General features: G+C 30.6%; 28 protein-coding genes and 1 tRNA gene. 6 read left to right on the top strand and 23 right to left on the bottom strand.

Going from position 1 to position 26,058, the window contains the following annotated elements:
- Positions 1–88: 88 nt before the first annotated feature.
- A complete protein-coding gene (locus BLP60_RS00560) occupies positions 89–1,309 on the top strand; it encodes an LL-diaminopimelate aminotransferase (RefSeq protein WP_092061760.1) in 1,221 nt (406 codons plus the stop codon).
- A gap of 89 nt (positions 1,310–1,398) precedes the next feature.
- On the opposite strand, the gene BLP60_RS00555 is transcribed toward BLP60_RS00560, so the two are convergent.
- The 4 genes from BLP60_RS00555 to BLP60_RS00540 all read right to left on the bottom strand — a co-directional run bounded on the left by BLP60_RS00555 (position 1,399) and on the right by BLP60_RS00540 (position 3,876).
- Positions 1,399–1,484 (bottom strand) — tRNA-Leu (locus BLP60_RS00555).
- A gap of 62 nt (positions 1,485–1,546) precedes the next feature.
- Positions 1,547–1,900: a preprotein translocase subunit SecG gene (gene secG / locus BLP60_RS00550; RefSeq protein ID WP_092061757.1), complete on the bottom strand. Its 354-nt coding sequence runs from the start codon at positions 1,898–1,900 to the stop codon at positions 1,547–1,549.
- Positions 1,901–1,927: 27 nt separating this feature from the next.
- On the bottom strand, positions 1,928–2,677 hold the full coding sequence (tpiA, locus tag BLP60_RS00545; RefSeq protein WP_092061754.1) for a triose-phosphate isomerase: 750 nt from the start codon (positions 2,675–2,677) through the stop codon (positions 1,928–1,930).
- Positions 2,674–3,876, bottom strand: coding sequence for a phosphoglycerate kinase (locus BLP60_RS00540; RefSeq protein ID WP_092061751.1), 1,203 nt, complete (start codon positions 3,874–3,876; stop codon positions 2,674–2,676). The genes tpiA and BLP60_RS00540 overlap by 4 nt, the downstream gene beginning before the upstream one ends.
- Positions 3,877–4,207: 331 nt before the next feature.
- Here BLP60_RS00540 and BLP60_RS00535 point away from each other — a divergent pair, with 331 nt between their 5' ends.
- Entirely contained in the window at positions 4,208–5,134 is a 927-nt protein-coding gene (locus BLP60_RS00535; RefSeq protein ID WP_092061748.1) for a radical SAM protein, read from the top strand.
- 8 nt (positions 5,135–5,142) lie between these two features.
- Here the strand turns inward: BLP60_RS00535 and BLP60_RS00530 are convergent, their stop codons facing one another.
- A complete protein-coding gene (locus BLP60_RS00530) occupies positions 5,143–7,515 on the bottom strand; it encodes a transporter substrate-binding domain-containing protein (RefSeq protein WP_092061745.1) in 2,373 nt (790 codons plus the stop codon).
- Positions 7,512–7,970, bottom strand: a complete 459-nt coding sequence (rimI, locus tag BLP60_RS00525) for a ribosomal protein S18-alanine N-acetyltransferase (protein WP_092061742.1) — start codon at positions 7,968–7,970, stop codon at positions 7,512–7,514. Before rimI ends, BLP60_RS00530 begins: the two co-directional genes overlap by 4 nt.
- Between rimI and BLP60_RS00520 the strand changes: the two genes are divergently transcribed.
- Entirely contained in the window at positions 7,969–8,460 is a 492-nt protein-coding gene (locus BLP60_RS00520; protein WP_092061738.1) for an NUDIX hydrolase, read from the top strand. The two genes, rimI and BLP60_RS00520, sit on opposite strands and share 2 nt — an antisense overlap.
- Here BLP60_RS00520 and BLP60_RS00515 read toward each other — a convergent pair.
- From BLP60_RS00515 to BLP60_RS00505, 3 genes are read right to left on the bottom strand one after another with little or no spacing between them, the layout of a single operon-like run.
- On the bottom strand, positions 8,457–9,479 hold the full coding sequence (locus BLP60_RS00515; protein WP_092061736.1) for a rod shape-determining protein: 1,023 nt from the start codon (positions 9,477–9,479) through the stop codon (positions 8,457–8,459). The two genes, BLP60_RS00520 and BLP60_RS00515, sit on opposite strands and share 4 nt — an antisense overlap.
- A 5-nt stretch (positions 9,480–9,484) precedes the next feature.
- Positions 9,485–10,432 (bottom strand): GAF domain-containing protein, encoded by a 948-nt coding sequence (locus BLP60_RS00510; RefSeq protein ID WP_092061733.1) that lies wholly within the window; start codon positions 10,430–10,432, stop codon positions 9,485–9,487.
- 2 nt (positions 10,433–10,434) lie between these two features.
- Positions 10,435–10,644 carry a DUF6485 family protein gene (locus tag BLP60_RS00505; RefSeq protein WP_092061729.1) on the bottom strand — a complete coding sequence of 70 codons (210 nt, stop codon included), beginning with the start codon at positions 10,642–10,644 and terminating at the stop codon, positions 10,435–10,437.
- Between the two features lie 125 nt (positions 10,645–10,769).
- Between BLP60_RS00505 and BLP60_RS00500 the strand changes: the two genes are divergently transcribed.
- The 3 genes from BLP60_RS00500 to BLP60_RS00490 are packed head-to-tail and all read left to right on the top strand — an operon-like array spanning position 10,770 to position 14,309.
- Positions 10,770–12,479: a hypothetical protein gene (locus tag BLP60_RS00500; protein WP_092061726.1), complete on the top strand. Its 1,710-nt coding sequence runs from the start codon at positions 10,770–10,772 to the stop codon at positions 12,477–12,479.
- A gap of 11 nt (positions 12,480–12,490) precedes the next feature.
- Positions 12,491–13,567, top strand: coding sequence for a glycine cleavage system aminomethyltransferase GcvT (gene gcvT / locus BLP60_RS00495; protein ID WP_092061724.1), 1,077 nt, complete (start codon positions 12,491–12,493; stop codon positions 13,565–13,567).
- A 7-nt stretch (positions 13,568–13,574) separates the two neighbouring features.
- Complete coding sequence (locus tag BLP60_RS00490) at positions 13,575–14,309, top strand: RsmE family RNA methyltransferase (protein WP_092061721.1); 735 nt, start codon at positions 13,575–13,577, stop codon at positions 14,307–14,309.
- On the opposite strand, the gene BLP60_RS00485 is transcribed toward BLP60_RS00490, so the two are convergent.
- From BLP60_RS00485 to BLP60_RS00420, 14 genes are all read right to left on the bottom strand, one after another.
- Positions 14,245–14,877: a PTS sugar transporter subunit IIC gene (locus BLP60_RS00485; protein ID WP_234970926.1), complete on the bottom strand. Its 633-nt coding sequence runs from the start codon at positions 14,875–14,877 to the stop codon at positions 14,245–14,247. The genes BLP60_RS00490 and BLP60_RS00485 overlap by 65 nt on opposite strands.
- A 76-nt stretch (positions 14,878–14,953) precedes the next feature.
- The gene (locus tag BLP60_RS00480; protein ID WP_092061715.1) at positions 14,954–15,403 is read right to left on the bottom strand and encodes a PTS sugar transporter subunit IIB; all 450 of its coding nucleotides are present in this window, start codon (positions 15,401–15,403) and stop codon (positions 14,954–14,956) included.
- Between the two features lie 20 nt (positions 15,404–15,423).
- Positions 15,424–15,834: a PTS sugar transporter subunit IIA gene (locus BLP60_RS00475; RefSeq protein WP_092061712.1), complete on the bottom strand. Its 411-nt coding sequence runs from the start codon at positions 15,832–15,834 to the stop codon at positions 15,424–15,426.
- Between the two features lies 1 nt (position 15,835).
- Entirely contained in the window at positions 15,836–16,714 is an 879-nt protein-coding gene (gene rapZ / locus BLP60_RS00470; RefSeq protein ID WP_092061710.1) for an RNase adapter RapZ, read from the bottom strand.
- Positions 16,714–17,163: a PTS sugar transporter subunit IIA gene (locus BLP60_RS00465; RefSeq protein WP_092061707.1), complete on the bottom strand. Its 450-nt coding sequence runs from the start codon at positions 17,161–17,163 to the stop codon at positions 16,714–16,716. The genes rapZ and BLP60_RS00465 overlap by 1 nt, the downstream gene beginning before the upstream one ends.
- A 3-nt stretch (positions 17,164–17,166) precedes the next feature.
- A complete protein-coding gene (hpf, locus tag BLP60_RS00460) occupies positions 17,167–17,706 on the bottom strand; it encodes a ribosome hibernation-promoting factor, HPF/YfiA family (protein WP_092061704.1) in 540 nt (179 codons plus the stop codon).
- A gap of 23 nt (positions 17,707–17,729) precedes the next feature.
- Positions 17,730–19,163 (bottom strand): RNA polymerase factor sigma-54, encoded by a 1,434-nt coding sequence (rpoN, locus tag BLP60_RS00455; protein WP_092061701.1) that lies wholly within the window; start codon positions 19,161–19,163, stop codon positions 17,730–17,732.
- Between the two features lie 134 nt (positions 19,164–19,297).
- Positions 19,298–20,020 carry an LPS export ABC transporter ATP-binding protein gene (gene lptB, locus BLP60_RS00450; protein ID WP_092061698.1) on the bottom strand — a complete coding sequence of 241 codons (723 nt, stop codon included), beginning with the start codon at positions 20,018–20,020 and terminating at the stop codon, positions 19,298–19,300.
- Positions 20,013–20,531 carry a lipopolysaccharide transport periplasmic protein LptA gene (gene lptA / locus BLP60_RS00445; protein WP_092061695.1) on the bottom strand — a complete coding sequence of 173 codons (519 nt, stop codon included), beginning with the start codon at positions 20,529–20,531 and terminating at the stop codon, positions 20,013–20,015. Before lptA ends, lptB begins: the two co-directional genes overlap by 8 nt.
- Positions 20,515–21,054 carry an LptA/OstA family protein gene (locus BLP60_RS00440; RefSeq protein ID WP_092061692.1) on the bottom strand — a complete coding sequence of 180 codons (540 nt, stop codon included), beginning with the start codon at positions 21,052–21,054 and terminating at the stop codon, positions 20,515–20,517. The genes lptA and BLP60_RS00440 overlap by 17 nt, the downstream gene beginning before the upstream one ends.
- On the bottom strand, positions 21,047–21,580 hold the full coding sequence (locus BLP60_RS00435; RefSeq protein ID WP_092061689.1) for a KdsC family phosphatase: 534 nt from the start codon (positions 21,578–21,580) through the stop codon (positions 21,047–21,049). Before BLP60_RS00435 ends, BLP60_RS00440 begins: the two co-directional genes overlap by 8 nt.
- On the bottom strand, positions 21,570–22,382 hold the full coding sequence (gene kdsA, locus BLP60_RS00430) for a 3-deoxy-8-phosphooctulonate synthase (RefSeq protein ID WP_200779088.1): 813 nt from the start codon (positions 22,380–22,382) through the stop codon (positions 21,570–21,572). The genes BLP60_RS00435 and kdsA overlap by 11 nt, the downstream gene beginning before the upstream one ends.
- Before the next feature lie 2 nt (positions 22,383–22,384).
- Positions 22,385–24,052 (bottom strand): CTP synthase, encoded by a 1,668-nt coding sequence (gene pyrG / locus BLP60_RS00425; RefSeq protein ID WP_092061684.1) that lies wholly within the window; start codon positions 24,050–24,052, stop codon positions 22,385–22,387.
- 549 nt (positions 24,053–24,601) lie between these two features.
- On the bottom strand, positions 24,602–26,044 hold the full coding sequence (locus tag BLP60_RS00420; RefSeq protein ID WP_159427660.1) for an efflux transporter outer membrane subunit: 1,443 nt from the start codon (positions 26,042–26,044) through the stop codon (positions 24,602–24,604).
- Positions 26,045–26,058: the final 14 nt, after the last annotated feature.

Here is a 26,058-nt window from a genome sequence, read left to right as displayed (position 1 = left end):
AAAACAATTTTTTACAACATAGTTAATTAAAATTTTCTTTTTTATCTCAAAACAATAAGTCAATGTAAAATTGTAAAAAGGAGATGTTATGATTAAGGTAAATGAGAATTTTTTAAAGCTAAAGTCATCTTATCTATTTTCTGAAATAGCTAAACGAGTAAAAAAATTTCAAGAACAAAATCCAAATGTATCTATTATTAAAATGGGAATAGGTGATGTAACTTTACCTTTACCACCTGCATGTATTAAAGCGATGCATTGTGCCATAGATGAAATGGCAGATACATCTACTTTTAAAGGATATGGACCAGAACAAGGTTATCTATTTTTAAGAGAAAAAATAGCCAAATTTGATTTTCAAAAAAATAATATTGACATTGAACCTGATGAAATTTTTATTAGTGATGGAGCTAAATGTGATACAGGTAATTTTCAAGAACTTTTTTCCCAGACAATTAAAGTAGCAGTCCCTGATCCTGTTTATCCTGTATATGTAGATACTAATGTAATGGCAGGAAGAACAGGTGAATTTAAAAATGGGCAATATAAAAATTTATTTTATTTATCTTCTACTAAACAAAACAATTATTTACCTGATCTTCCCAACCAAAAAGTAGATCTAATCTATTTATGTTTCCCCAATAATCCTACTGGAGCCACTATTGATAGAAACACACTCCAAAAGTGGGTTGACTTTGCATTAGAAAATAAAGCTCTCATTCTTTTTGATGCTGCATATGAAGCTTTTATTCAAGAGCCTAACATCCCACACTCTATATTTGAAATACCAAATGCCAAGAAAGTTGCGGTTGAATTTAGAAGTTTTTCTAAAACTGCAGGATTTACTGGCACAAGATGCGCTTTTACTGTGGTGCCTAAAGAATGTGTTGCTTATACTGAAAATGGAAAACCTGTATCACTTCATAGTCTCTGGCTAAGACGCCAGTCAACAAAGTTCAACGGAGTCTCTTATCCTGTTCAACGGGCTGCTGAAGCAGTATATTCTCCTGAAGGTAAAACAGAGGTAAAACAAAATATTACCTATTATTTAAATAATGCAAAACTTATTAAAAACACTATCCAAAATTTAGGATTCCATTGTGTAGGTGGAGAAAATTCACCATATATATGGATAGAATGTAAACAAAACTCGTGGGACTTTTTTGATTTTTTACTCGAAAAAGCAGGAATAGTATGTACTCCTGGAGAAGGTTTTGGTAAATGTGGAGAGGGATATATTAGACTTAGCGCCTTTAATAGCAAAGAAAATGTAGAAGAAGCAATGCAAAGAATTAAAAATATACTCTAATTGTAATCATATCTTTAATAAACTACCCAAATAAAAAACCCAGCTTACAAGCTGGGTTTTTTATTTTCTTAATTTCTTAATTAAAAAAATGGTGCCGAAGGGGGGACTCGAACCCCCACGGGCGTGGCCCACCACCCCCTCAAGATGGCGTGTCTACCAGTTCCACCACTTCGGCATCTATTTGATTTTAAAGAACATTAACATTGCTTTAACTTTAAGAAGATGGGCTTATATCCTCTACTTTTTATTTTGTCCAGTTTTTTCTTGAATATCAGACTTATTTGGGTTCACATTTGGTGCAGGACTAGTAGAAGCTGGCTGCTCTACAGGATTGTCTAAAATTACAGAAGACTTCTCTTGCACGTGTTTTTTAGCAGAAAGATACGTAAATGTAAGAGAAGTACAGAAAAAAATAATCGCAGCTCCAGCAGTAAGTTTAGCCAACAATCCTCCAGCGCCCGAACTCCCAAATACTGTACTACTCCCTCCTCCAAAAATAACTCCCATTCCTTCTTTTCCTGACTGCAATAAAACTAAAATAACCAAAGCAATACAGGCAATAATATGGATAGTTATAATAAAAGTTTCCAACTTAACCGCCTCCTTAAAAAGCTATTTTTAAGCCAAGATAATTTGATTAAAACTATCAGCACTTAAACTTGCTCCACCTACCAAGACTCCATTCACATTGTCAAGGGATAGTATTTGAGAGGCATTAGCCGGCTTTACACTTCCTCCATAAAGAATCCTAATCTCTTCTCCAAATTTAAATCTCTCTTTTAAAAAATCCCTAATAATTTTATGAGCTTCTAAAATATCTTCTGTGTTAGCAACCTCTCCGGTCCCAATTGCCCAAACAGGCTCATAAGCAATAGTTAATGTTTCAGAATCTTCAAGGACAATATCTTGTAAGCCAGTTTCTAATTGATAGAGCAAAACTTCTTTTACTTTATTAGCTTTTCTTTCTTCTAATTTTTCTCCTATACAAAAAACTATTTTAAGACCTTGCTCTAATCCAAACTTTACTTTTTTTGCTAAAAAAGAATCATCTTCTTTAAAAATATGTCTACGTTCAGAATGGCCTACCAATGCATAAGAACACCCCAAGTCCAAAAGTTGAACAGGACTCACTTCTCCAGTAAAAGCTCCTTCTAAAGCAGGATAAAAATTTTGGCCACCTAAATAATATCCCTTTTGCTCAGCAATAATTTCGCTCACTACTTTTAATAAAGGAAATGAGGGGAAAATAAGAACTTCCCTGTTATCAGGAAGTTGTTTATGAGTCCCCACTAATATTTCTCTTGCAGTACTTAAGGCCTCTTCCCACTTTTTATACATTTTCCAATTAGCTGCTATTAGTTGTTTCATTTCCTTTCTCCTTTTTTCTGTTCACATTCTTCCAAAGCCAACAACGCAGGTAATTCATTACCTTCCATAAACTTTAAAAAAGAGCCTCCACCTGTAGAAACAAAACTCAATTTTTCTACAACTCCTGCTTTATGAATAAGAGCGTCAGTATCTCCTCCTCCTACAATAGTAAGACCGTCTACCCTTGAAATATCTTCAGCAAGATTTAAAGATCCTTGAGAAAATGCTGGATTTTCAAAAGCTCCCATAGGTCCGTTCCAAACTACTGTTTTAGCATCTTTTAAAGCTTCTGCATATAAAATAGAAGTAGCAGGACCTATATCTAAAGCCATTTCATTTTCAGGTATTTCCAAAAAAGGACATACGCCTTTGCCTACCTTTTCTTCAGGACCAGGACCACAAATAAAATCTACAGGTAAATAAAAGGCAACATTCTTTTTCTTGGCTTTATTTAAAATTTCTCGTGCTGTTTCCAACAAATCTACTTCCACTAAAGAGGCACCTAATTTATAGCCTTTCGCACTTAAAAACGTGTTAGCCATTGCTCCGCCAACTATAATTTTATCTACTTTTTCTAAAAATGCCTTTAAAATTCCCAATTTAGTAGAAACCTTAGCTCCTCCCAGTACTGCCACAAAAGGACGCTTTGGCTGTTTCAAGGCCTTGGATAAATACTCTATTTCCTTCTGCAACAGGAAACCAGCACCACACTCTTTTACTGCCTTAGTTACTCCTACCACAGAAGCATGGGCTCTATGGGCAACACCAAAGGCATCATTTATATAAATATCTGCCAATTTTGCTAATTCCTTGGCAAAATCTAAATCATTTTGCTGCTCTCCTGGATAAAATCTAAGATTTTCCAAAAGCAAAACTTCTCCACTTTTAAGTTCCTTTACCATGCTTTGAGCTATTTCTCCTATACAATCAGGACAAAATTTAACTTCTTTATGTAAAAGTTCACCTAAACGTTGAGCCACTGGTTTTAAAGAAAATTTAAGATTTTTTTCTCCCTTTGGTTTTCCAAGGTGGGAACATAAAATAATCTTTGCCCCTTGTTCTTGAAGATGGTCAATAGTTTTTAAACTAGCCCTAATTCTAGTATCATCTCGCACTACTCCATCTTCTAAAGGAACATTAAAATCCACTCTTACCAAAACTTTTTTATTTTTTACATCAATATCAGCTAAATAACGCATACAATAAACTCCTAAAATAAAAATATTTTAAAGGTTTTTCCTCTAAAAAAATAGGTTAACTCGATATTTTATTAACCGAAAAAATACCAATTTTCAACTCTTAGAAGAATCAAAAACAAAACATACAGCAAATTTTAAAATAACCTTCAAATTTCTTTTTAAAACTTTTTAAGAATATAGTATTCTAAGATTTATATTCTCTTGTTATATTCTCAACAATATGTCTTTAATTCATACTATAAAAACTTGTTTTCAAATAATTCTTGAATTAATAAACCTCTCAGTCCAAAATTTATTAGATGACAATCTTAAAAATTAAAAGTTAACTTAAATGAATAAAAACGCTAAAACTAAAGCAATCCAAAAAATTATTCCGTGGTTTAAAAAAAATTTACAAAACTGTAATCTTTGCCCAAGAAATTGCAAAGTAAACCGCTTAAAACAAGAAAAAGGATTTTGCAAAACTCTTGCTCTCTCCCAAGTAGCAAGTTTTAACCTTCACTTTGGCGAAGAGGATATCTTAGTAGGCCAAAAAGGCTCTGGAACTATTTTCTTTGCTCATTGCAATTTGGGTTGTGTTTTTTGTCAAAATCATGAAATAAGTCAAACTAACTCAGAATTCCAAACCATGCATCATAATCAACTTGCCTATATAATGCTTAAACTACAAAAAAAAGGAGCTCATAATATCAACTTGGTAACACCATCTCATGTTGTATATGCTATATTAAAAGCACTCGAGATAGCATTACAACAAGGGCTATCTATTCCTATAGTTTACAATACAAGCAGTTTTGATGGAATTAAAACACTAAAAAAGTTAAAAAATATTGTAGATATTTATTTAGCTGATATTAAATTCTTTTCTAGAGACAAATCTCAAAAATATTGTAATGCGAAAAACTATTCAAAAATAGCAAAACAAAATATATTAGAAATGTATGAGCAAGTTGGTGGGATTAAATTAAAAAATAATATTGCTAATAAAGGATTAATTATCAGACATCTTGTATTGCCAAATAATTTAAGTGAAACGGAAAAATGGCTCTTTTTTTTGCATAAACACAAACTACACAATATCTATTTGAATATAATGAGCCAATACTATCCTCACTACCTAGCAGATAAATATCCAGAACTTAATCAAAGTGTAAGTTATGAAACTATAGCTAAATATATTAACCTAGCTAAAAAAATGGGATTTAAATATATAGATAACAGTATACCCAAAATATTTAAATTCATAAAAATTACTTAAGATAAATTTCAAATTATCTTACGCAAGATATGAACCAATTCATCTATACTAAAAGGTTTTCTTAACATAGCACAAAAACCATATTTTTTATAGTTTTTTAAAATAAAACTATCACTATATCCACTTACTAAAACCATCTTAGCCTGAGGATTTAAGGCTAAAATTCTCTCCCCAACCTCCTTTCCTCCTATACCGCCAGGAATAGTCAAATCTAAAAAAACTAAATCATAAGGTTGTTTATTTCTATAAGATCTTTCATAAGCTTTATAAGCATCTTCTCCTAAAGCAAATGTATCAATATGTGCATTTAATTCACTAAATGCATCTTGCATCATTTCTCTTATTAATTCTTCATCGTCTAAAAACAATATTTTTTTATTAGTCAAATCTAAATCAAATAAATTTTCTTTTTGTTTATCTTTTACACGAACTTCTGCTTTTGGCAAATAAATAACAAAGCAGGCTCCTTGTTCTGTATCCACTAACTCAAGATATCCTTTATGATCCTCAACAATTTGATGGCTTACTGCTAATCCTAACCCAGATCCTTTTTCTTTGGTAGAAAAATAAGGCTCAAAAATATGTTCTCTAATTTCAGGAGGAATTCCTGGCCCACTATCTTCAATTTTAATCTTAATATATTCTCCTGGATTTAAAGGTAATTTATTATTTTTGCCAGAATATATAAAATTCTCAGCAGAAACTTTTAAAATACCATTATCGTGCATGGCCTCTCTAGCATTTAACACTATATTTTCAATCACTTGGCTAATTTGTGTTTCACTTCCAAAAATAGGAAATAAATCTTCTGATATATTAAATTCAACTTTAATCCCTGAGCCAGCTAAAATAAATTCCACAGTTTCCCGCAATTTGTCAGTGTAAAAAAAACCTTTTTTTACTGGCTCCCAATTTTTAGCAAATACCATCAAACGTTGGACCATCTCTTTAGCTTTAAAAGAAGCCCGTTCTATTCTAGATAACCTTTGCATATCTTTTTCTTCAGAAATACCTCGTTTTAAAAGATCAATATTAGCTATCATAGCAGTTAACAAATTATTAAAATCATGAGCAATACCACTTGCTATTAAAGAAAGAGACTCCAACTTTTCCATTCGAATTAACTCATTTTCCCGTTTTCTTTGAGGAGTGGCATCCCTAAATACGATTACCACTCCTATAATTTCTCCTTGCTCTGTTTTTATAGGAGCTCCGCTATCTAAAATAGGTAAGCGTTTTCCATCTTTTCTTATTAACGCAGTATGATTTGCTAACCCTACAATCTTGCCAGTATTTAACACCTTTTCAAATGGACTAATTCCCTTCTCTCCTGTTTTTTCATTTACAATCTCAAACACCAAATCAAAAGAAGTACCTAGGGCTTCATCTCTTTTCCAGCCTGTAAGCTCTTCTGCAACTGAATTAAACATTGTAATTTTTCCCCTACTATCTGTAGCAATTACCCCATCTCCAATAGATTCTAATGTTATATTTAGCCTTTCATTAATTTCCTTTAGCTGTTTGTTTTGCTCATTAATCTTTTTTGTAGCCTTCTTAACCTGTAATTTAAAAATAATACTTAAAATAAAAAAGAAAACAGTTATCCATATAATGGTAATAAAAACAATTTTATATTTTCTCCAAAAAATCTTATATTCATTTATTCCTGTCCATTCTTTAACAATTTTATCTATTTCTTCTTTTGAAATTAAATCAAAACCTTGCTTTACTATTGACAATAACTTTTTATTTCCTTTTTTAACTGCTGCATGTAAAGACATTTCATATAATATATCATTTGAGTATTTAAATGAATCCATTTTATTATATTTAGCAAGATAAAACAAAACAACTGGCCTATCTCCAACAAAAACATTTATTTTACCAGTTATAGCTACTTTTACTAAATCATCTATACTAGAAAAATCTTTTAATCGTAAATGAGGATACTTTGTTTTCAAAAATTCTTCAGCATAATCACCTTTTACTACCCCAACCTCAAATCCTTTTAAATTCAAGTTTTTTAAACCAAAAATTTTTTTACTAAAAAATACTCTTGTATCTATGGAAAAATAAGGGTTTGAGAAATCAAAAAATTTATTTCTTTTTTTGCTATAAAAAATGCCTCCTACTACATCTGCCTCTCCATTTTTAACTGCCTCCAAAGCCTTATTCCACTCCATTAGTCTATATTCAACTTTTATCCCTGTTTTCTTAGACCACAACTTCCAAATATCTACAGAAATACCTTGAGGAATATTATTAGCATCTAAAAACTCAAAAGGAGCATAGTTTTTATCTCCAACAACTACTATCTTTTGGGCAAAGCAAATTTCACTAAATAAACAAATAAAAATTATACTTAACCCTATAAATCTCATTTCATCCTATCCAATATTAAAACTTTTTTCATCACAATCGCATCTTCTTTGGTATCTGGATAATAATTTTTTCTTATACCAATCTTTTTAAAACCAAATTTTAAATAAAGCTGAAGTGCTGGTATATTACTTTCTCGTACTTCTAAAAACACTTCTTTTACATCCTTATCATTAAAAAAGTCCAAACTTTTAGAAAGTAAATAAGAGCCAACCCCTTGCCTTCGCCAATTAGGTAAAACAGCTAAATTCCAGATCTCTCCTTCCCAACCTAAGCACACTAATGAAGTATATGCTATTATTTTTTCTTGAACAAAAATCCCAAAAAAATATACTTTGCTTTGTTTTAAAGCACTCTCTAATTGTTTTTTTGTCCAAGGGTATGGAAAACAGCTATTTTCAATATACCATAATTGCTCTAGATTTTCTAGAAAAATTTGATTAAAATTTAAACTCATGGGGATACAAAAAAAAATTAATTTTTTAGAGGTAGTAGATAAACAAAACAGAGTAATTGCCCACTTACCTGAAAATGAAATCCATAAACAAGGATTATTACATCGTCTAATTGCAGTATTAGCTTTTTCTAAAGATAAAAAAATTATTTTAAAAAAACGAAAAAATAAAAATAAGCCCTATTTCGGGCACTATGACTTAATCAATATCCATTTTTACCCTACTTATAGTAGCATAGAGTTAGCTCAAAATATTATTTATTCCTCACTTAAACCTCATCCCAATAGAATTGATTTTTTATATATTATCAAATCTAACTATACTCTCTGCAATGAATTTATTTATCTTTATAAATGTACTATCAATCAAGAGAGCAATATTCTGCAAACAAAAGATTTATTATGTATTTTTCCTCACGAAATCACAGTCTTAAAATCTAAAATTCTATTTACTCCCTTATGTATTTCTATATTAGAAAAAATATACCTCTAATTTATAAAAACCTGATTAAACTTCTTTTCTTCTAGAAGAGTTTGTCCAGCACCTCTTACTACTGTGGTAAGAGGTTCAGAATCTATGTTAACTTTTACACCTATTTTTTTAGAAATAAGTTTATCAAGGCCTCTAATCAATGCTCCTCCACCTGCTAATAATAACCCATTGTCTACTATATCTCCTACCAACTCTGGAGGTGTTTTTTCTAAAGCGATATGAACTGATTTCACAATAATATTAACAGGTTCAGCAATTGCTTCCCTAATATGACCATCTGTAACTTCTACAGATTTTGGCGTGCCATCTATTAAATTTTTCCCCAAAACTCGACAAATAAGCTTTTCAGAAAGAGGATAAGCTGACCCTACTCTTATTTTAATTTCTTCAGCCATATTTTCGCCAATAAGTACCTTAAATTCTTCTTGCATATATCTTTGAATAGACTCATTCATTTCATCACCTGCAACTCGAACAGATTCAGCATAAGCTATAGCAGATAAAGAAATCACTGCTACCTCTGTAGTGCCACCGCCAATATCCACTACCATATTCCCTCTAGGTTCATGAATAGGTAAACCTGCTCCAATGGCAGCTGCCATTGGTTCTTCTATTAACTTAACTTCTCTTGCCCCAGATTGAAGACCTGACTCGATAACAGCTCTTTTTTCTACCTGAGTTATTCCAGAAGGAACTCCGATTACTAGCTTTGGTTTGAACAACTTAAAACCTTTTATCACTTCCTTTAAAAAATACATTATCATAACTTTAGTAACTTCAAAATCAGCAATTACTCCATCCTTTAGTGGCCTAATAGCTCGTATCTTATCTGGAGTTCTACCTAAAAACTCTTTGGCCTCATTTCCAACTGCTAAAACTTTATCTCCTTTCACATCTACAGCCACTACAGAAGGTTGGTTTAAAACTATACCATCCTTAGGAGTATACAAAAGAGTATTGGCAGTTCCTAAATCCATAGCCAAACTTTTTCCAAACATTCCAAATAATTTTCTCAACATAAATTTTACCCTTTTGCTTTGTTTTTAAAATACAAATCTTCTAAAAATAAGCTTAAGTAGTCTTTTAAAGCATACAAAAATTCTTCTAACTCGCTATCTATCTCCTTAAATTCATCATCAGCTATCACTAAAACAGACCGAGTTTTCTTATTAACTTTGAGAGGTAAGCAAACAAAACTCCTAAATTCTATTCTACTATCTTGTCCAGCTAAAAGACACAAATCTCTTTTACCATGTTCACTCCTAATAATATCTTTTCCATAGTTAAAAACCCAGCCAAGTAAGCCTGTAGACATAGGATATTTTTCCCCAACCTGAATACCCTCTATTTCTTTATTCATTCCTTCTACTAAAAAAGCCTTGCCCAATTCATCCCTAACCACAAAAAAAGCATACTTAAATCCAGAAGCATCTTGAAGAATCTTTAATAATTTTTTCAAAAATTCATCCCATCTTAATGACTGTTTTGGTAAAGAAATAGCTAATTTTAAATAAGTATAATATAATATCTTTTTAAATTCTAAACTTGCTTGACATAATTTCTGATCTAATAAATCTATTAAATCAGCAAATTGAATCAAAATTTTTAAATCTTTCTCACTAAAATGATGTGTTCTCTTACTGTCAACACATAAAACTCCTCTTCCCTCTGGGAGAGGACATCCCATAAAAGCCTTTATTTTATTTTCCTCGCCTTTCTCATAATATCCTAAGCATGATTGCTCCCTGTTGAACTTATTTAGTCGCAACGGTTTATCATGCTTTAAAATCCACCCTACTAACCCACAACCACAATCTACTTCTATATCCCGAGATATACTATCTCCTAAACTAAAATGAGACTTCAAAATATACTTAGAATCAGTTATTCTAGAAAAAAATACTGCAGAATACGCATCAAAAACAGTACAAACCAAAGAAAGTATTTTATCTAAACACCCTGTATTAATCATAATTACTTTATATGGCGTTGACAGTAAAATTCAATAGAACGATTATATGTTTTCTCTTCTTCTTCTGTAAAATAACAGGCTGGAAGCTCTCCTCGTTGCCGATGATAATGTAAACATTCACAACAAAGTCCATGTCTAGGACAACCAGGATATGTACACGTACAATAACTAGCATTTATCTTTGCTCGAGGACACTTATCTGTTTTACTCATAGTTTCCTCCTTTTTATAAATTCAGTCCTTTGTAAGACACAGCACCTAAGAGGTCAATACAATTTAAGTATTGAATATTTTTCTCTTTTGAGCTAAAGAATATTAGTTTTTTTAAGGGAGCTAAGATGGGTTTAAAATCTTGGAAAGAACTTTTTACGCAAATACCTAATACAAACTGGCTAAACAATACAACTCCCTCGTGTGCGTGCAAATTAAACTCCATTGCTAATCTAAAATTTTTTTTAGATATCGTCCAGATAAAACTCTGTTTAGTAAAACCCTACTTTACACTCCCTAAATATCCCATAGTAGAAGCACGAGAACTTTTACCCTCTTTTGAAGCAGATTTGTACGAATATGAAAACCTCCCTGGCTTTAGTTTAGTAGCGCTTGAAAGAAATTTAGATTATTTCAATGAAATTTTTCAATTTGATATTCTTCACTCTTTAAAAGAACATGGTGAAAATCAAGAAGTATGCCCTCTTCCTGATATAATTCAAGAAAACAACCTCAACACTTTTTTAGCCAGACTACCCAAAACACTTCAAGAAAAATTTAGAACTAAATTTAAGATCCAAGACTTAACCTCTCTTGCTAGTTATCCAGATTTATTACCTTTTATTCTTCAAATGGATAGAGGCCATGTTTTGGCCTTAAACGGGGAAAAAAACTTCTATCTAGCAGGAATTTACGCCTCATTTCCATCAGATTTAGATACAGAGCTCAAAAGATTTGGGTTAAGGATAAAAAAATTTAAACCCAATGACAACATTCTTTACGAGTTAAACCGCAATTTTGTTTATCAATTTTTAATGGAACTATATGGTTTTCCCATTGTCTCGGAAAGAAGAACCTCTGCTGCTCTCTTTGCTCGCAGACTTTATAAACTGGGAGAAAAATTTCTTATTAGAGTTTTAGGCCAATCAGATAGAACTATTACCACTCTTTATTATCATCCTAGCAATAAATTTTATCCAAAAGTTGAAAAAATAGCTTTGGTAGAAGTTGATAACCCTAAAAAAGATGTCCACTCCTTTTTAATGAAAAACGGATTCTATCTAGATGAAAAAAGAAAAGTAGTTATCTTAAGAGTATTATATAAGCAACATAAGTATGACCCAAATAACATAAGAGAAGATAGAGCTTTATCAATTAGTGAACAAGAAATCATACATCCTTTAACTGGAGAGGTTATAAATAATATCAATATTATAAAAGACACCTATACTTTAGTGCTAAAACTTAATGACATAATTAAAGGCGAATTTACAGGTAGAGTAAAATATAAGAGAGAAATTGTTGAAGGAACAGATACACACGAAAAAAGGTTAAAATTTTTATATTCTTGGTTATCTAAACATCAAAGAAGAATTATAGGATATTCAGATGAATTTTATGCTAATGTTACAAAAGTTTTAGATAATTATCTATTAAACTCTGATATGTTTGATATTTTTAATGAATATAATCTTCTCTATAGAGAGGTATGGGAAAAATATAGTTATATTAGACAAGCAAGAAAAATAAAAACCTTAGAAGACTTGAAAAATAGAGTGTATAACAATAAAAAAATTGACTACCTTACTATGTTAGAATTATGTATACAAATTTTAAACGACTTACGATTTGAAGCTGTAAATTATTTTGAAGATATTATTTCTAAAGCTATCTCGATAATTGAAAAAATCTTAAATGATAGATACTTACAAAAAAAATATATCCAACAAAAAGATGAAAAGTTAACAACATATGGCCTAAAAATAAAAAAACTTTACGGAAGATTAGTAGCCTTATTTGACGAACTAAAAGCAATCCAAAAAAATAAAGTGCAATAAAGGAGAAAATAATGACATTACATAAAACACCACTTAATTCCTGGCATAAAAATAATAAAGGAAAAATGGTAGAGTTTGGCGGTTGGGAAATGCCTGTTCAATATGAAGGAATAATTAAAGAACATAAGCATTGCAGAGAAAAAGTGTGTATTTTTGACATATCTCATATGGGAGAATTTATTGTCTCTGGTAATAATGCTAAAGAAGAATTGGCTTCTATATTAACGCATGATTTTGATAAGTTATCTCCAGGAAAATGCAAATATGGTTTTATGTTAAATGAAAATGGCGGCGTTATTGACGATCTGATTGTCTATGAACTTAGCCCTACAAGCTTTATGATAGTAGTAAATGCAGCTAGAATAGAAAAAGATTTTAATTGGTTAAAAGAACATTTAAAAACCAGTACAATAGAAGACAAATCTTTTGAAACTGCTAAAATTGATGTTCAGGGTCCAGAATCCATTCAGGTTATAGAAGAGGTATTTAAACAAGACTTTCATAACTTAAAATATTTTTCTTTTATCCAAACAAAGTTTAAAGACTTCTCTATTTTAATAAGCCGTACAGGTTATACAGGTGAATTAGGATACGAGCTTTACCTACCATGGGATAAGGCCGAGCTCATATGGACAACCTTATTATCTCATTCTTTAGTAAAACCAGCTGGTTTGGGAGCACGAGATACACTACGTTTAGAAGTGGGTTTACCTTTATATGGACAAGAATTAGATGAAAATCATACTCCTATAGAAGCAGGATACGGATTTTTAATCACTTCTCAAAAAAACTTTATTGGAAAAAATAATTTAGCTAAAATCAAAGAAAAACTAATAGCATTAGAAATTAAAAGTAGGCGTAGTCCTAGACATAATGATATTATTTACTTTGAAGAACAAAAAATAGGCAAAATAACCAGCGGCTCTTTTGCTCCGTCATTAGGACACTCTATCGCTCTCGCTTATGTAAAAAAAGAATATGCTGATAAAGAAAATTTTTCTATCAACCAAGGGAAAAAAGAACTTCCAGCCCAAAAAACAACTCTTCCTTTTTATAAAAAGGGCACAGCAAGAATAAAATTAATTTAACATTCCAATGCCTAGGTTAAATTCTTTTTATCTTTGTCCTCAAAAATGGACGCCCCCTTTTCATTTGGACAAAGAGGAAAGTTATCACTTTTTAAAAGTATTAAGAGGTAAAAAAGGGGATATTATAAGACTTTTTGATGGCCAAGGAAAAGAAGGTCTTTTTAAAGTAAAAAACATTCAAAAAAAACAAATTGAATTAGAATGTTTAAATATAAAAGTGCATCCTGAACCTCAAAGTAAAATTATCGTAGGATTAGCATGGCAAAGAGCAAATAAAAGAGATCTTATTTTAGAAAAATGTGTAGAACTTCAATGTTGGGAAATAATATTTTGGCCCGGAACATATTCTCCACCTTTTCCTAAAGAAAAAAAATCTTCTTGGGAAAAAAAAATAATTTCTGCGGCCAAACAATCTCAAAATTTATGGATCCCTCAAATTAAACTCTATTCTAGTTTAAGAGATCTCTGTTCGAGCTATGATACTATTGAGAATAAGATCTTCTTTTGGGAAAAAGAAAAAAAAAATCTTATCTCCAACTTCAAATTTAGAAAAGACATTTTAGTAATAATCGGTCCAGAAGGTGGATTTTGTCCCCAGGAATATAAGTTTTTAATTGAGCAAAAATTTTTACCTATATCTTTAGGTAATTCTATTTTAAGAATAGAGACAGCAACTATTATAGGTTTAGGATATTTATATTTATCCAACCATTCCAAACAATTAAATAACAAAAAAGAATAAACATAATACCTAAAGATAAAACTATATATAACTTTTGTAAGCGTAATCCTAATACAGCACCAACTAACGATATAATAAATAAAACATTCCAAGTTAAAATTTTTGTTTGTGGTATATAAAAAGATATATATTCGTATATATAAAAACTAAAAATCAAAACAACAAAAAAGATTATAAAATTCATTATAAACATCTTTCCAATAGAAGATAATATTATATTAGACATATTTATCTCAGAACGTAATTTTAAACTTTTTAATATTTTATTATAAATATAATTATTCCATTGCCTAGTTTTAACTTCAAACCAATCCCAAAAATAACTAAATAAATTAGCCATAATAATAATAAATAAAATATGATTTAAGCTTTTTACTTTGAAAGTATATACTATAAATAGACTGATTATAGTAGAAACAATATGTTGTGGAGGCACAAATGTTCCAACAGGAAAAAGATCTAACCAAAAAAGCTCAAAAAATATTCCTATATTTAGATAAGGAAGGTTATCTTTAAAAACAAGAGACCAAAAAAAAGATAAAACTAAGGGTCGTTCAAAAAATCCTATATTGATTTGAAAACGAAAGGCAGAAAAAAGAGCAAAAAAAAACTAATTAAAAGAATTATTTGATAGTTTAAAAAGCTCATAAAGTAACCTGTACCTGTTTATGGGGAACGCACCTAAAATCTAAGCTTACTCCCTTTCTAATTAAATAACGTAAACAAGAAATATCCTCCTTGCTTAAAGCAATATGATCACAAACTTGTTCTTTGCCTGGTTCATAATGAAGATTACCAATATTCAATATCTTAAAAGTAAATCCCCTGTCAAAGGCTATCTTTGCATCAGCACAATTAGCAAATAGAACCAGAGCATCTGTACATTTTTTATTTTTTAAAAAAGTCAAAACTTGTCTTAAAGAAAGAAAATAAATATCTATTCCTCTTGGAACAGCTAGACGCATTATATCTTGTTGAATGGTATTAGCTGCTAAAGGATCATTTACTACAAGGATAGTTTTTGCATTCACATAAGGAAGCCATGTTTCTAATACCTGGCCATGAAGCAATCTATTATCTATCCTAACCCACATACTCTTTACCCATCAAGAAATTAACTGTTTACTGGGTTTTTTAATATTTCTCCAGCAACTTTAATCCCCTGCCTTCCAGCCTTTTTTAATTCACTCGCCAACTCTAAAAGAGACAAATTTCTAGAGGTAGCAGCTTTTATAAGTATAGGTAGATTAACACCTGTAATAACTTCTAAATTAGACTTCTTACCCAATAAAGAAAGACTCAATGTCGTAGGCGTTCCACCAAACATATCAGTAAAAACCAATACCCCATCTCCATTATCTGTGAGTTTAACAGACTGCTCAATTTCTTTTAAAATTTGCTCTATTGGTCTTTTAGCATCCACACTAATAACAGTACAGTGTGGAATATCCCCTACTATCATTTCAGCTGCATTCAAAAGTCCATCTCCAAATTTACCATGAGTAACAATTACAAATCCAACCATTTTAACCTAACTCCAAATGACGATGTTCTACTGATATTAAATATTTTTTCTCTCTTAAAAACAATGCTATTAATTCTGTAGTAGCAACAGATCTATGTCTTCCTCCAGTACAACCAAAACCTATGGTAAGTCTATACCTTCCCTCCTTAGCATAAAGAGGTAAAGTAAACTCTAAAAACTCTTTTAATTTTTCTAAAAATTTTTTAGATTCCTTATTTCCATAAATAAACTCTTGGACTATCTTTTCTTGACCAGATAAATCCCTAAGCTCTTCCTTAAAATAAGGATTTGGCAAAAATCTTAAATCAAGGACAATATCTGCTTCCAAAGGGACACCATACTTAAATCCAAAAGAAATAAGATGAACTCGAAGCCCTGCACAAACACTATCATGACATATCCATTTCTCTTGTAAAGTGCGTCTTAAATCATGAATAGAAAAAAATGTAGTATCAATAACCAAATGGGCCTTTTCTCTAAGCACAGAAAGTTTTTGTTTTTCTTCCAAAATAGCTTTTTCTAATCCTTTACCCTCACTACTTAAGGGATGGGGACGTCTTGTGGTAAAATATCTTTTAACTATTATCTCTTCACTGGCCTCTAAAAATATAAGTTCAAAATAAACATTTCTCTTTTTAAGAGTTGACTCTAATTCATCCCAACCAGACCCAAAATCAAATTGTCTAATATCAATTCCTAAGGCAAGACCACGATATTTTTTAAGAGAATTTTGTTCAAACAACTCAATTAAAGGTTTTATTAAAGAAAAAGGCAATCCATCAATACAAAAAAAACCCAAATCTTCAAAAACTTTCAACGCTGTACTTTTACCAGCACCAGATAACCCACTTATAAGAACAAGAGAAAATGTATAATTCATTAGACACCTTTTAAAAGCATATACAATTCACCTTTATCTTGAGCTTCTAAAAATGCTTTTCTAAAACTTTCGTCTTGTAAAAGACGAGATATATAGGCTAAAATCCTAAGATGCTCTCCAAGATTCTCTTCAGGAGCAAGCAATAAGAAAAAAATGTGCACTGGATTCTGATCTAATGATTCAAAGTCTACTCCTTCAATACTTCGAGCTACTAATAAAATTACTCTATCTATTCCTTCTAGCTTAGTATGGGGGATAGCAACTCCATTGCCAATGCCTGTAGTGCCCAATTTTTCTCTATCAACTAATAGTTCATAGACATTTTTATCTTGAAGAGATGGATATAATTTCTCCACATACTTAACCATTTCTGCCAGGACATCTACTTTAGTCCTGGCAGAAAGGTTTGAAATAATTAATTTTTCATTAATATAATTAGATAACTTCATAAATTATATTCCTGGATCAATTAAACCAAAATTTCCATCTTTTCTTTTATAAATAACATTTACCCTTTCATTCTCTGCATTTAAAAATACTAAAAAGTCATATTTTAAAGTATCCAACTGCAAGGCAGCCTCTTCCACACTCATTGGTTTTGGTTCAAAATGATCTGTTTTTTCAATAATAGGACCACTTTTTTCTTCTTTATTAAATTTAATAATATCCATTCTAACTTTAGTCTTACTTTTACTTTTATGTTTATCCTTTGCCTTTTCTCTTATTTTTCTAACCTGAGCTTCTAGTTTATCTAAAACCAGGTCTACACTAGCATACATATCCTCATTTTCTTCTGTAGCAGAAATATGTAAATTTTTAGCAGTTAAAATTGCCTCTATTATATGTCTATATTTTTCTACTTCAAAGTTCACTTGAAGTTCAGGATTATCGTTTTTGCTTAGATATTTGGCTAATTTTTCAAATCTAGTTTGAGCATAACTTTTTAAATGATCAGACGGCTCAAAATTTTTAAAATTAAATTTAATTTGCATACACGCCTCCTAACAGTTTAAGGTTAAAATATCTTCTTCCTCCTTGAAGAAGAAGGAATATTTAAAGCAGCTCTATATTTTGCAACCGTTCTTCTTGCTATACTAACTCCTAACTCTTTTTGTAATCTTTTGGCAATAGCCTCATCACTTAAAGGCTTTTTTTTATCTTCTGCATCAATAATCTCTTTTATTCTAGCTCTAATACTCTCAGAACCTACATTACTACCATCTTTGGTACTAAGTCCACTATTAAAAAAGAATTTTAACTCAAATAAGCCAAAAGGAGTAGAAATATATTTATTGCTTGTTACTCTGCTAATAGTAGATTCGTGCATACCAATATACTCTGCCACATCCCGTAATGTAAGAGGTTTTAAACAAGAAACACCTTTTTCAAAAAAATCTTTTTGAAAATAAAGTATACTTTCTACTACCTTATACAAGGTCCTTTGCCTTTGCTGTAAACTCTTAATCAACCAAACAGCAGAACGCATTTTTTCTTGTAGATATTCTATATCTTTACTTGAGTTCTTTTTTTTACGCCCCCTCTTAATTTCTATTTCTTCAAATAAAGGATTTAAACGTAGATTAGGAATACCATCTTCATTTAATAAAATAACAAACTCATCTTCATATTTAAACACATATACATCTGGACTAATATAAACAACATCTTCATTAGAATATTGAGATCCAGGATAAGGATCTAATGACTTTAATATCTCTATATATTCATGTAACTTTTCTTTTGAAATACCTAATTTTTTTAATATATTATCAATCTTTCTTTTTTCTATATCCTCTAAATGATGCTCTACTAGCAAATTTAATATAGGATCATCATAGTCAAAATGTTTTAATTGAATCAAAAGACACTCTTTTAAGTTTCTACTTGCTATCCCAATAGGATCAAACTGTTGTATCCTTTTTAAGACTTCTTCTACTTCCTCCTCTTTTACATCTAAAGATGATGCAATCTCTGAAGTATTTACTGTCAGATATCCTCTCGAATCAAGATTACCTATAATTTCTCTACCTATTTCCTTTTGTTTCTCTGTAAAAGGAGCTAAATTTAATTGCCACAGCAGATGACCTTCTAAACTAGGCTTAGGAGCATACCTAGCTTCTACAGAAAGTATTTCTTCTGGAATTTCCAATTCCTTATAATCCTTAGAAAAACTAGAAAACTGGCCCAAATAATTTTCCCATTCGGCATTTTTAATTAAACTTTCTTCTTCTACTTTAAATTCAGAAAATTCATCTTCTTCCTTTTGTATCTTTTCAATACTCTCATTATTCTCAGCTTCCTCTAAAAGAGGATTTTCTAACAGCTCCTGTTGAACTAAATCTACTAATTCTATTCTCGAAAGCTGCAGCAGCTTGATTGCCTGCTGAAGTTGAGGAGTCATTACTAGCTGCTGACTAAGTTTTAATTGTTGTTTCAACTGAAGAGCCATATTTATTCCTTCTAAATAACCTAATTATTATAAATATAATCAACAAATTCTATGGTGTAAATCTTTTAATAGAAACAATATCATGAGGGGCATTATCTTACTAAGATTATTAAGTTAAAAAAATTTAAATTTAATCACAAAGAAAAAGTCTCACCTAAATATAGTTTTCTAGCCTGAGCATCATTAGCAATATCCTTAGGACTTCCTTCTAAAAATACTTGCCCATCATAAACCAAATAAGCCCTATCGCATATTCTCAAAGTTTCTCTCACATTGTGATCTGAAATCAACACCCCTATATTTTTCTCTTTCAAACGCATAATAATCTTTTGAATATCATCTATGGCGATGGGATCAATACCTGCAAAAGGCTCATCTAAAAGAATAAACTTAGGGCTTAAAATTAAACATCTTGCAATTTCTAGACGTCTCCTTTCTCCTCCAGACAAATAAGAGGCTTTTTGTTTAGCCAGTTTGCTAATACCTAATTCTTCCATTAATTCTTCTGCTCGTTCTTTTTGTTCCTTTTTACTCAATTTAGTATACTCTAAAATAATAAGTAAATTTTCCTCTACAGTTAGCTTTTTAAAAATAGAGTTTTCCTGAGGCAAATAACTAATTCCCAGTTTAGCTCTTTTGGGCAAAGATAAAAAAGTAATCTCTTTCCCATCTAAAAAAACTTTTCCTTTTGTAGGAGAAATTATTCCCACCAACATATAAAAAGTAGTAGTTTTTCCTGCCCCATTTGGCCCCAAAAGACCTACAACCTCTCCTTGCAAAACTTCTAAACGAATACCTCGAACAACTTCTCTCTGACCATAACGTTTTCTTAAGTCTATCCCCTCTAACTTACTCACCTTTCTTATCCTTTAAATCCTGAAAAAATATCGCTTCCACTCTTTTCTTTTTACTACCTAGAACCTCCACTGAGCTATTATTAAGATAAAAAACTATTTTTTCTCCCTTAATCTCATTTTTCTTTTGTCTCAGTTTTGGCTCTAACTCTAAAACAATCTTTTGAGATGCAGGCCAATAAACAGCTTTACCACAAATAGCAAACTTATCTTCCTGTTGAATTTTTACATTATTCCTCGCAATAATCTTTTCTATTTTCTGTTTCTGAGCAGAATTTGCTAAATCTAAACTCACCTTATTTGTATTCCCCTTTAAATATACATCTATTTTATCAGCCCATAAATTTAATTTTCCTTGAACAACGTGAACATTACCTACAAATTCTACAATATTTTTTTCCTTTTTATAGACCATTTTATCAGAATCAATCTTAATAGGCTCTTTATTCGTTTCTGCCCAGCATATAGCTTGAAACATTAAAAAAAACATTAATATATTACATATTGTTCTCATTTTCTAACCACCATATACTTTTAACATTTTTTAAAATATAAAAGCTATTACTTTTTATATCAAATAAAGCTTTATTGGATATTACTTTAAAATAATTATCTTTTTTCATCTCAAAATTATCATTCATAAATATTTTCTTTTTATTTTTATCATAAATAAATTTATCACAAAATAAAATAACATCACTCATTTTTATTTTTACACGCGGATATAATAAAATAAGAGAGTTATTATCTATTATTTTGCCTTCATCACTATATACAAAAATATGTTTATCTAACATATACTCAAAAACTATATTTTTTAATATTATCTCCTTTCCTACATAGTCTGCTTGCTTCGCCTTAAGCTTCCATTTTAACTTTCCACTATTTCCAGCCAAGAGTTCAATCCCTTGTAGATGCATTTTACCCCTAATTTTACTAATTTTTAAAGAAGAAGGAACTTCCTCTTTTCCAATAAAATAAAACAAAATTAAACCAAGTAAAAAAATCAGACCTATAGTACCAATTTTTTTAATCAAGACTAACCCACTCTTTCCAGACAGCATCTAATTTATTTTGCGCAGTCAAAATAAACATAATGGCTTCTCTTACTGCTCCATGCCCTCCTTTTTTAGAACTAACCCAAAGAGCAAGTTTTTTAATTTCTGGTACAGCATTAGCCACTGCCATTGGCAATCCCACTTGTTTTAGAGGTGCAGCATCTACCCAATCATCTCCTAAATAAGCTATTTCTGACCATTGTAACACGTTTTTTTCTTTTAACTCTTTTAATTTAGGTAATTTATGATTATATCCAGGAAAATAATCTAATACTCCTAATTCATCTAATCTAGCCTTCACCACTTCTGATCTTAAACCAGAAATAACTGCTATTTTTAAGCCCACCCTTTGGGCAATTTTTATGCCCATCCCATCTTGAACATCAAACCGTTTTAAAACTTGACCATTTAAATTATAATAAAGTCCACCATCAGTTAATACTCCATCAACATCTAAAACCAATAATTTTATTTTCTTAGCCAAATCAAAGACTCTACTTTTCATAAACAACTTCCCATATTTCCAATAATTTTTTCATAAGAGAATAAGTTTGATTTAAAGGCCAAGAATTTGGACCATCGCATAAAGCCTTGTCAGGATCAGGATGAACTTCCATAAACACTCCAGAAGCTCCTGCAGCAACAGCTGCCTTTGCTAAACAAGGAACAAATTCTCTATTTCCACCAGAGCTAGTGCCTCTTCCTCCAGGTATTTGAACTGAATGAGTGGCATCAAAAACAACAGGATAACCCAACTCTGCCATTAAAGGCACACTTCTCATATCCACTACCAAATTGTTATATCCAAATGAAAAGCCTCTTTCAGTGAGCCAAATTTTTTTATTCCCAAAAGACTCAACTTTACCAACTACTGCTTTCATATCCCAAGGTGCAATAAACTGACCTTTCTTTATATTTACAATCCTATTTGTCTTTGCTCCAGCTATTAGTAAATCTGTCTGTCTACATAAAAATGCAGGGACTTGTAAAATATCTGCCACTTCAGCAACAACGTTAGCTTGTTCAGGCAAGTGATAATCTGTTAAAACAGGAAGTTCTGTAATTTTTTTTATCTTTTCCAGCCATTTTAAACCTAAATCTAAGCCAGGACCTCTAAAACTTTCTAAGGATGTTCTATTAGCCTTATCAAAAGAACTTTTAAAAACAATTGTAACTCCTAATTTATTCCTGATCTCTGCAAGTTCTTCACCTACTTTTAAAGCCAAATCTAAATTTTCTAAGACACATGGCCCTGCAATAAAAAACAATTTTTTTTTAGTTTGTTCAAAAAGTTTGAAACAATCCATAATTAACCTTTCTTATTTTTATAACTTTTTGCGCTTGCTATAAAATCTCTAAAAAGAGGATGAGGCTTCATAGGGTTAGATTTAAATTCTGGATGAAACTGACATCCTAAAAACCACGGATGTTCTTTTAATTCTACAATTTCAACTAATTCTCCATCAGGAGAAGCTCCACTAATAATAAGGCCTGCCTTTTCCATGTCTTTAGCATATTTTTTATTAAACTCATATCTATGCCTATGCCTTTCCATAATTTCTCGCTTTTTATAAGCATCAAAAGCCTTTGTGCCCTCTTTTAATACACAAGGATAGGCCCCCAAACGCATAGTCCCACCTTTATCACTATTCTTATCTCTTTTTTGAATTTTATTTGCGCGATAATCATACCATTCTGTTATAAGATAAATAACAGGATGATCTGTTTTTGGATCAAACTCTTCAGAATTTGCATTTTCAAGTTCCAAAACATTTCTTGCAAACTCAATAACAGCACACTGCATTCCCAAACAAATACCAAAAAAAGGTATTTTGTTTTCTCTTGCATATTTAATCGCTAAAATTTTACCTTCCACGCCTCTTGAACCAAATCCACCAGGAACAAGTATTCCATCTACTCCACTAAGTTTAACTTCCAAATTCTTTTTATCTAATTCTTCAGAGTTAATATATTTTAATTTTACTTTAAGGTCATTAGCTACTCCACCATGAACTAATGCTTCGTGTAAACTTTTATAAGACTCTTTTAACTCTACATACTTCCCAACAATACCAATGGTAACCTCGCCTTTGGGATGTTTTAATTTATAAACAAGTTGCTCCCATTGATCTAAATTTGGATTTTTAGCAGGAAGCCTAAGTAAAATTGCTACTTTTTGGTCAATTCCTTCGTCATATAAAGCCAAAGGAACTTCATATATATTTTCTACATCTTTGGCAGTAAATACTGCATCCCTATCTACATTACAAAAAAGAGCAATTTTTGCCTTTATTTCATCTGATAAATCAACTTCGGAACGGCATAAAATAATATCTGGCTGGATACCAATACTTCTAAGTTCCTTAACACTATGTTGAGTAGGCTTAGTTTTTAATTCTCCAGACACTCGAATAATAGGAACTAAAGTTAAATGAATATATAAAACATTCTCTTTACCCAAGTCTGTTCTAAGCTGCCTAATTGCTTCTAGAAAAGGAAGCCCCTCTATATCTCCTACTGTACCCCCTATCTCAATAATAGCCACATCTTCTTCATTTTGAGCTACACTTAAAATAGCTCTTTTAATTTCATCTGTTACATGAGGAATAACTTGAACAGTTCCTCCTAAGTAATCTCCTCTTCTTTCTTTAGAAATAACCGAATGATAAATACGACCAGACGTAAAATTATTAATCTGTCCAAAATACTGATCCAAATATCTCTCATAATGCCCCAAATCCAAATCTGTCTCAGCACCATCCTCGGTAACATATACCTCTCCATGTTGAAATGGATTCATTGTTCCAGGATCAACATTAATATAAGGATCTAATTTTTGAATTGTTACTTTCAATCCTCTCGCTTTTAACAATGCTCCTAAAGATGCTGCTGCTAAACCTTTGCCCAACGAGGATAAAACTCCTCCTGTTATAAAAATAAACTTGGTCTTTAATTTAGAATTAACAATAGCACTCATTTTTCCTTCCTTTGTTTAAAAAGTACTTATACCAAAACTCACAATTAGACTTTATAACTTAGACCTAGTTTTTTGCCAAGGGAATGTTTTTGAAGAAAAAATTACAAAACAAAAAAAGACCTTATTTTTTAATAATCAGGTAAGCTTTATCTTTTAAAACACTATATTTTTGAGCACAATCTCCATAACAACTAACCATAACCTCTTTGCAATGAATCTTACTTTTTATTTTTTAATAAATAGATAAATATTATAGAAATCAATTTTTTATATTAGTATAATAAAAAATTGTTTAATATTTTTTATATATAAATCCAATTTCTCTAATTGTTTTTCTAACTATCTCAAGATAATTTTTAAATCAAGCTCATAAACATATTTATCCTAAACAATTTTCACATTTATTCTTAAATAATTGATTTTAGTTGAATAAAATAAAAATAAATCAAAGTTAATGTATACTAAAAATTTTAAATAAAAATCATTTTAATTAAGTTCTAACTTAACCTTATTAACATCTTCTTTAAAAAATATATTTTAAAAAAATATTTACTTTTCACTTAAAATATTTTTATCATTCTCTTCATTAAAATCTCCTCCACCACCAAAAGCAGAATACATCATTACATGATTTATGTATTTAGCTAATTTTAATCTTATAAGTTTTTGTTTTGCATATAACAAATTTTTATGAGCTGTAAGCACAAAAAAATAACTATCTATACCTTGCCTATACCTATTATAGGCAAGATTATAAATATGTTGCAATGATTGTATAACATTTTTTTGCGATGCTATTTGCTTATCAATAGTAGATCTAATAACCAACGTATCCAAAACCTCTTTAAATGCGTTCTGTATTGTCCTTTCATATTGAATTAAATATAATTTTCTCTGTAATTTACTTAATTTATATGCTGTCCATACTCTAGCATCAAATACAGGCAAAGCCGCATTTCCGCTTATTTTCCACACATAAGAACCAGAACCAAATAATCCAGAAAGCTCATTGCTTGCTGTCCCAATTCCTGCTAAAAGACTTATTCTAGGAAAAAGAGCAGCTCTTGCAGCCCCTATGTTAGCATAAGCTGCTTTAAGTTTATGTTCTAAAGCTAAAATATCAGGCCTATTTAAAAGGACCAAAGAAGAAAGTCCTGGCGAAAAATCTTTCATTGGAAAGTTAGATTGCAAACCACTTGGTAATAAATCTTTACTAACTTTATTTCCTACAAGCAAATTCAAAGCATTTTTATCTTTTTCTATTTGTTGCTCATAAGTTATTATATTTATTTTTATTTCATTTAAAACACTTTTTGCTCTGTTTAAATCAATATCACTTGCAATGCCAGCTTTATACTGACTATCTATTAACTTAAAATTATGTTCAGCAATTTTATAAAGTTTATTTGCAATTTTATAATGTTCTATATCAGATGCTAAAATAAAATATACTCGAGCAACTTCTGTAATTAAGGAAATCTGTGCCGACCTTCTATTCTCTTTAGCCGCAAAAAAATGTTCTAATGCTTCTTCTTTTAAACTACGAATTCTACCAAAAAAATCTATTTCCCATTCTGCAAGTCCTAAATTTACACTATATTCACTTTGAATATATCCTTTTCCTAATGGAGAAAGATCATCTGAGATACGTTTTCTACTGCTATTGGCAGTAGCATATATAGAAGGATATAAATCAGCCCGCTTAATGCCATAAATTTGTCTTGCTTTTTCTACATTTAAAATGGCAAGTCTTAAATCACGATTATTTTCCAGTGCTATTTTTATAATATTTTTTAACTTTGAATCTATAAAAAAATCTTCCCATTTTAATTTATTTGGAATATCTATATTTTCATAAGAAATATTACTATAGACTCCATCTGTAGGTAATTCTTTAGGAATCGGAGCATTAGGTCTTACATATTTTGGTTTAAAACTACAACTACTAAGCATAGTAAATATAAATAAAATTATAATAAATTCTTTTTTCATTACACCTCCCATTT

This window comes from Desulfonauticus submarinus (assembly GCF_900104045.1).
In the GTDB taxonomy this organism is placed as follows: Bacteria; Desulfobacterota; Desulfovibrionia; order Desulfovibrionales; family Desulfonatronovibrionaceae; genus Desulfonauticus; species Desulfonauticus submarinus.
The sequence above is the reverse complement of the archived record's forward strand: the minus strand, read 5'-3'. Positions and strand labels throughout refer to the sequence as shown.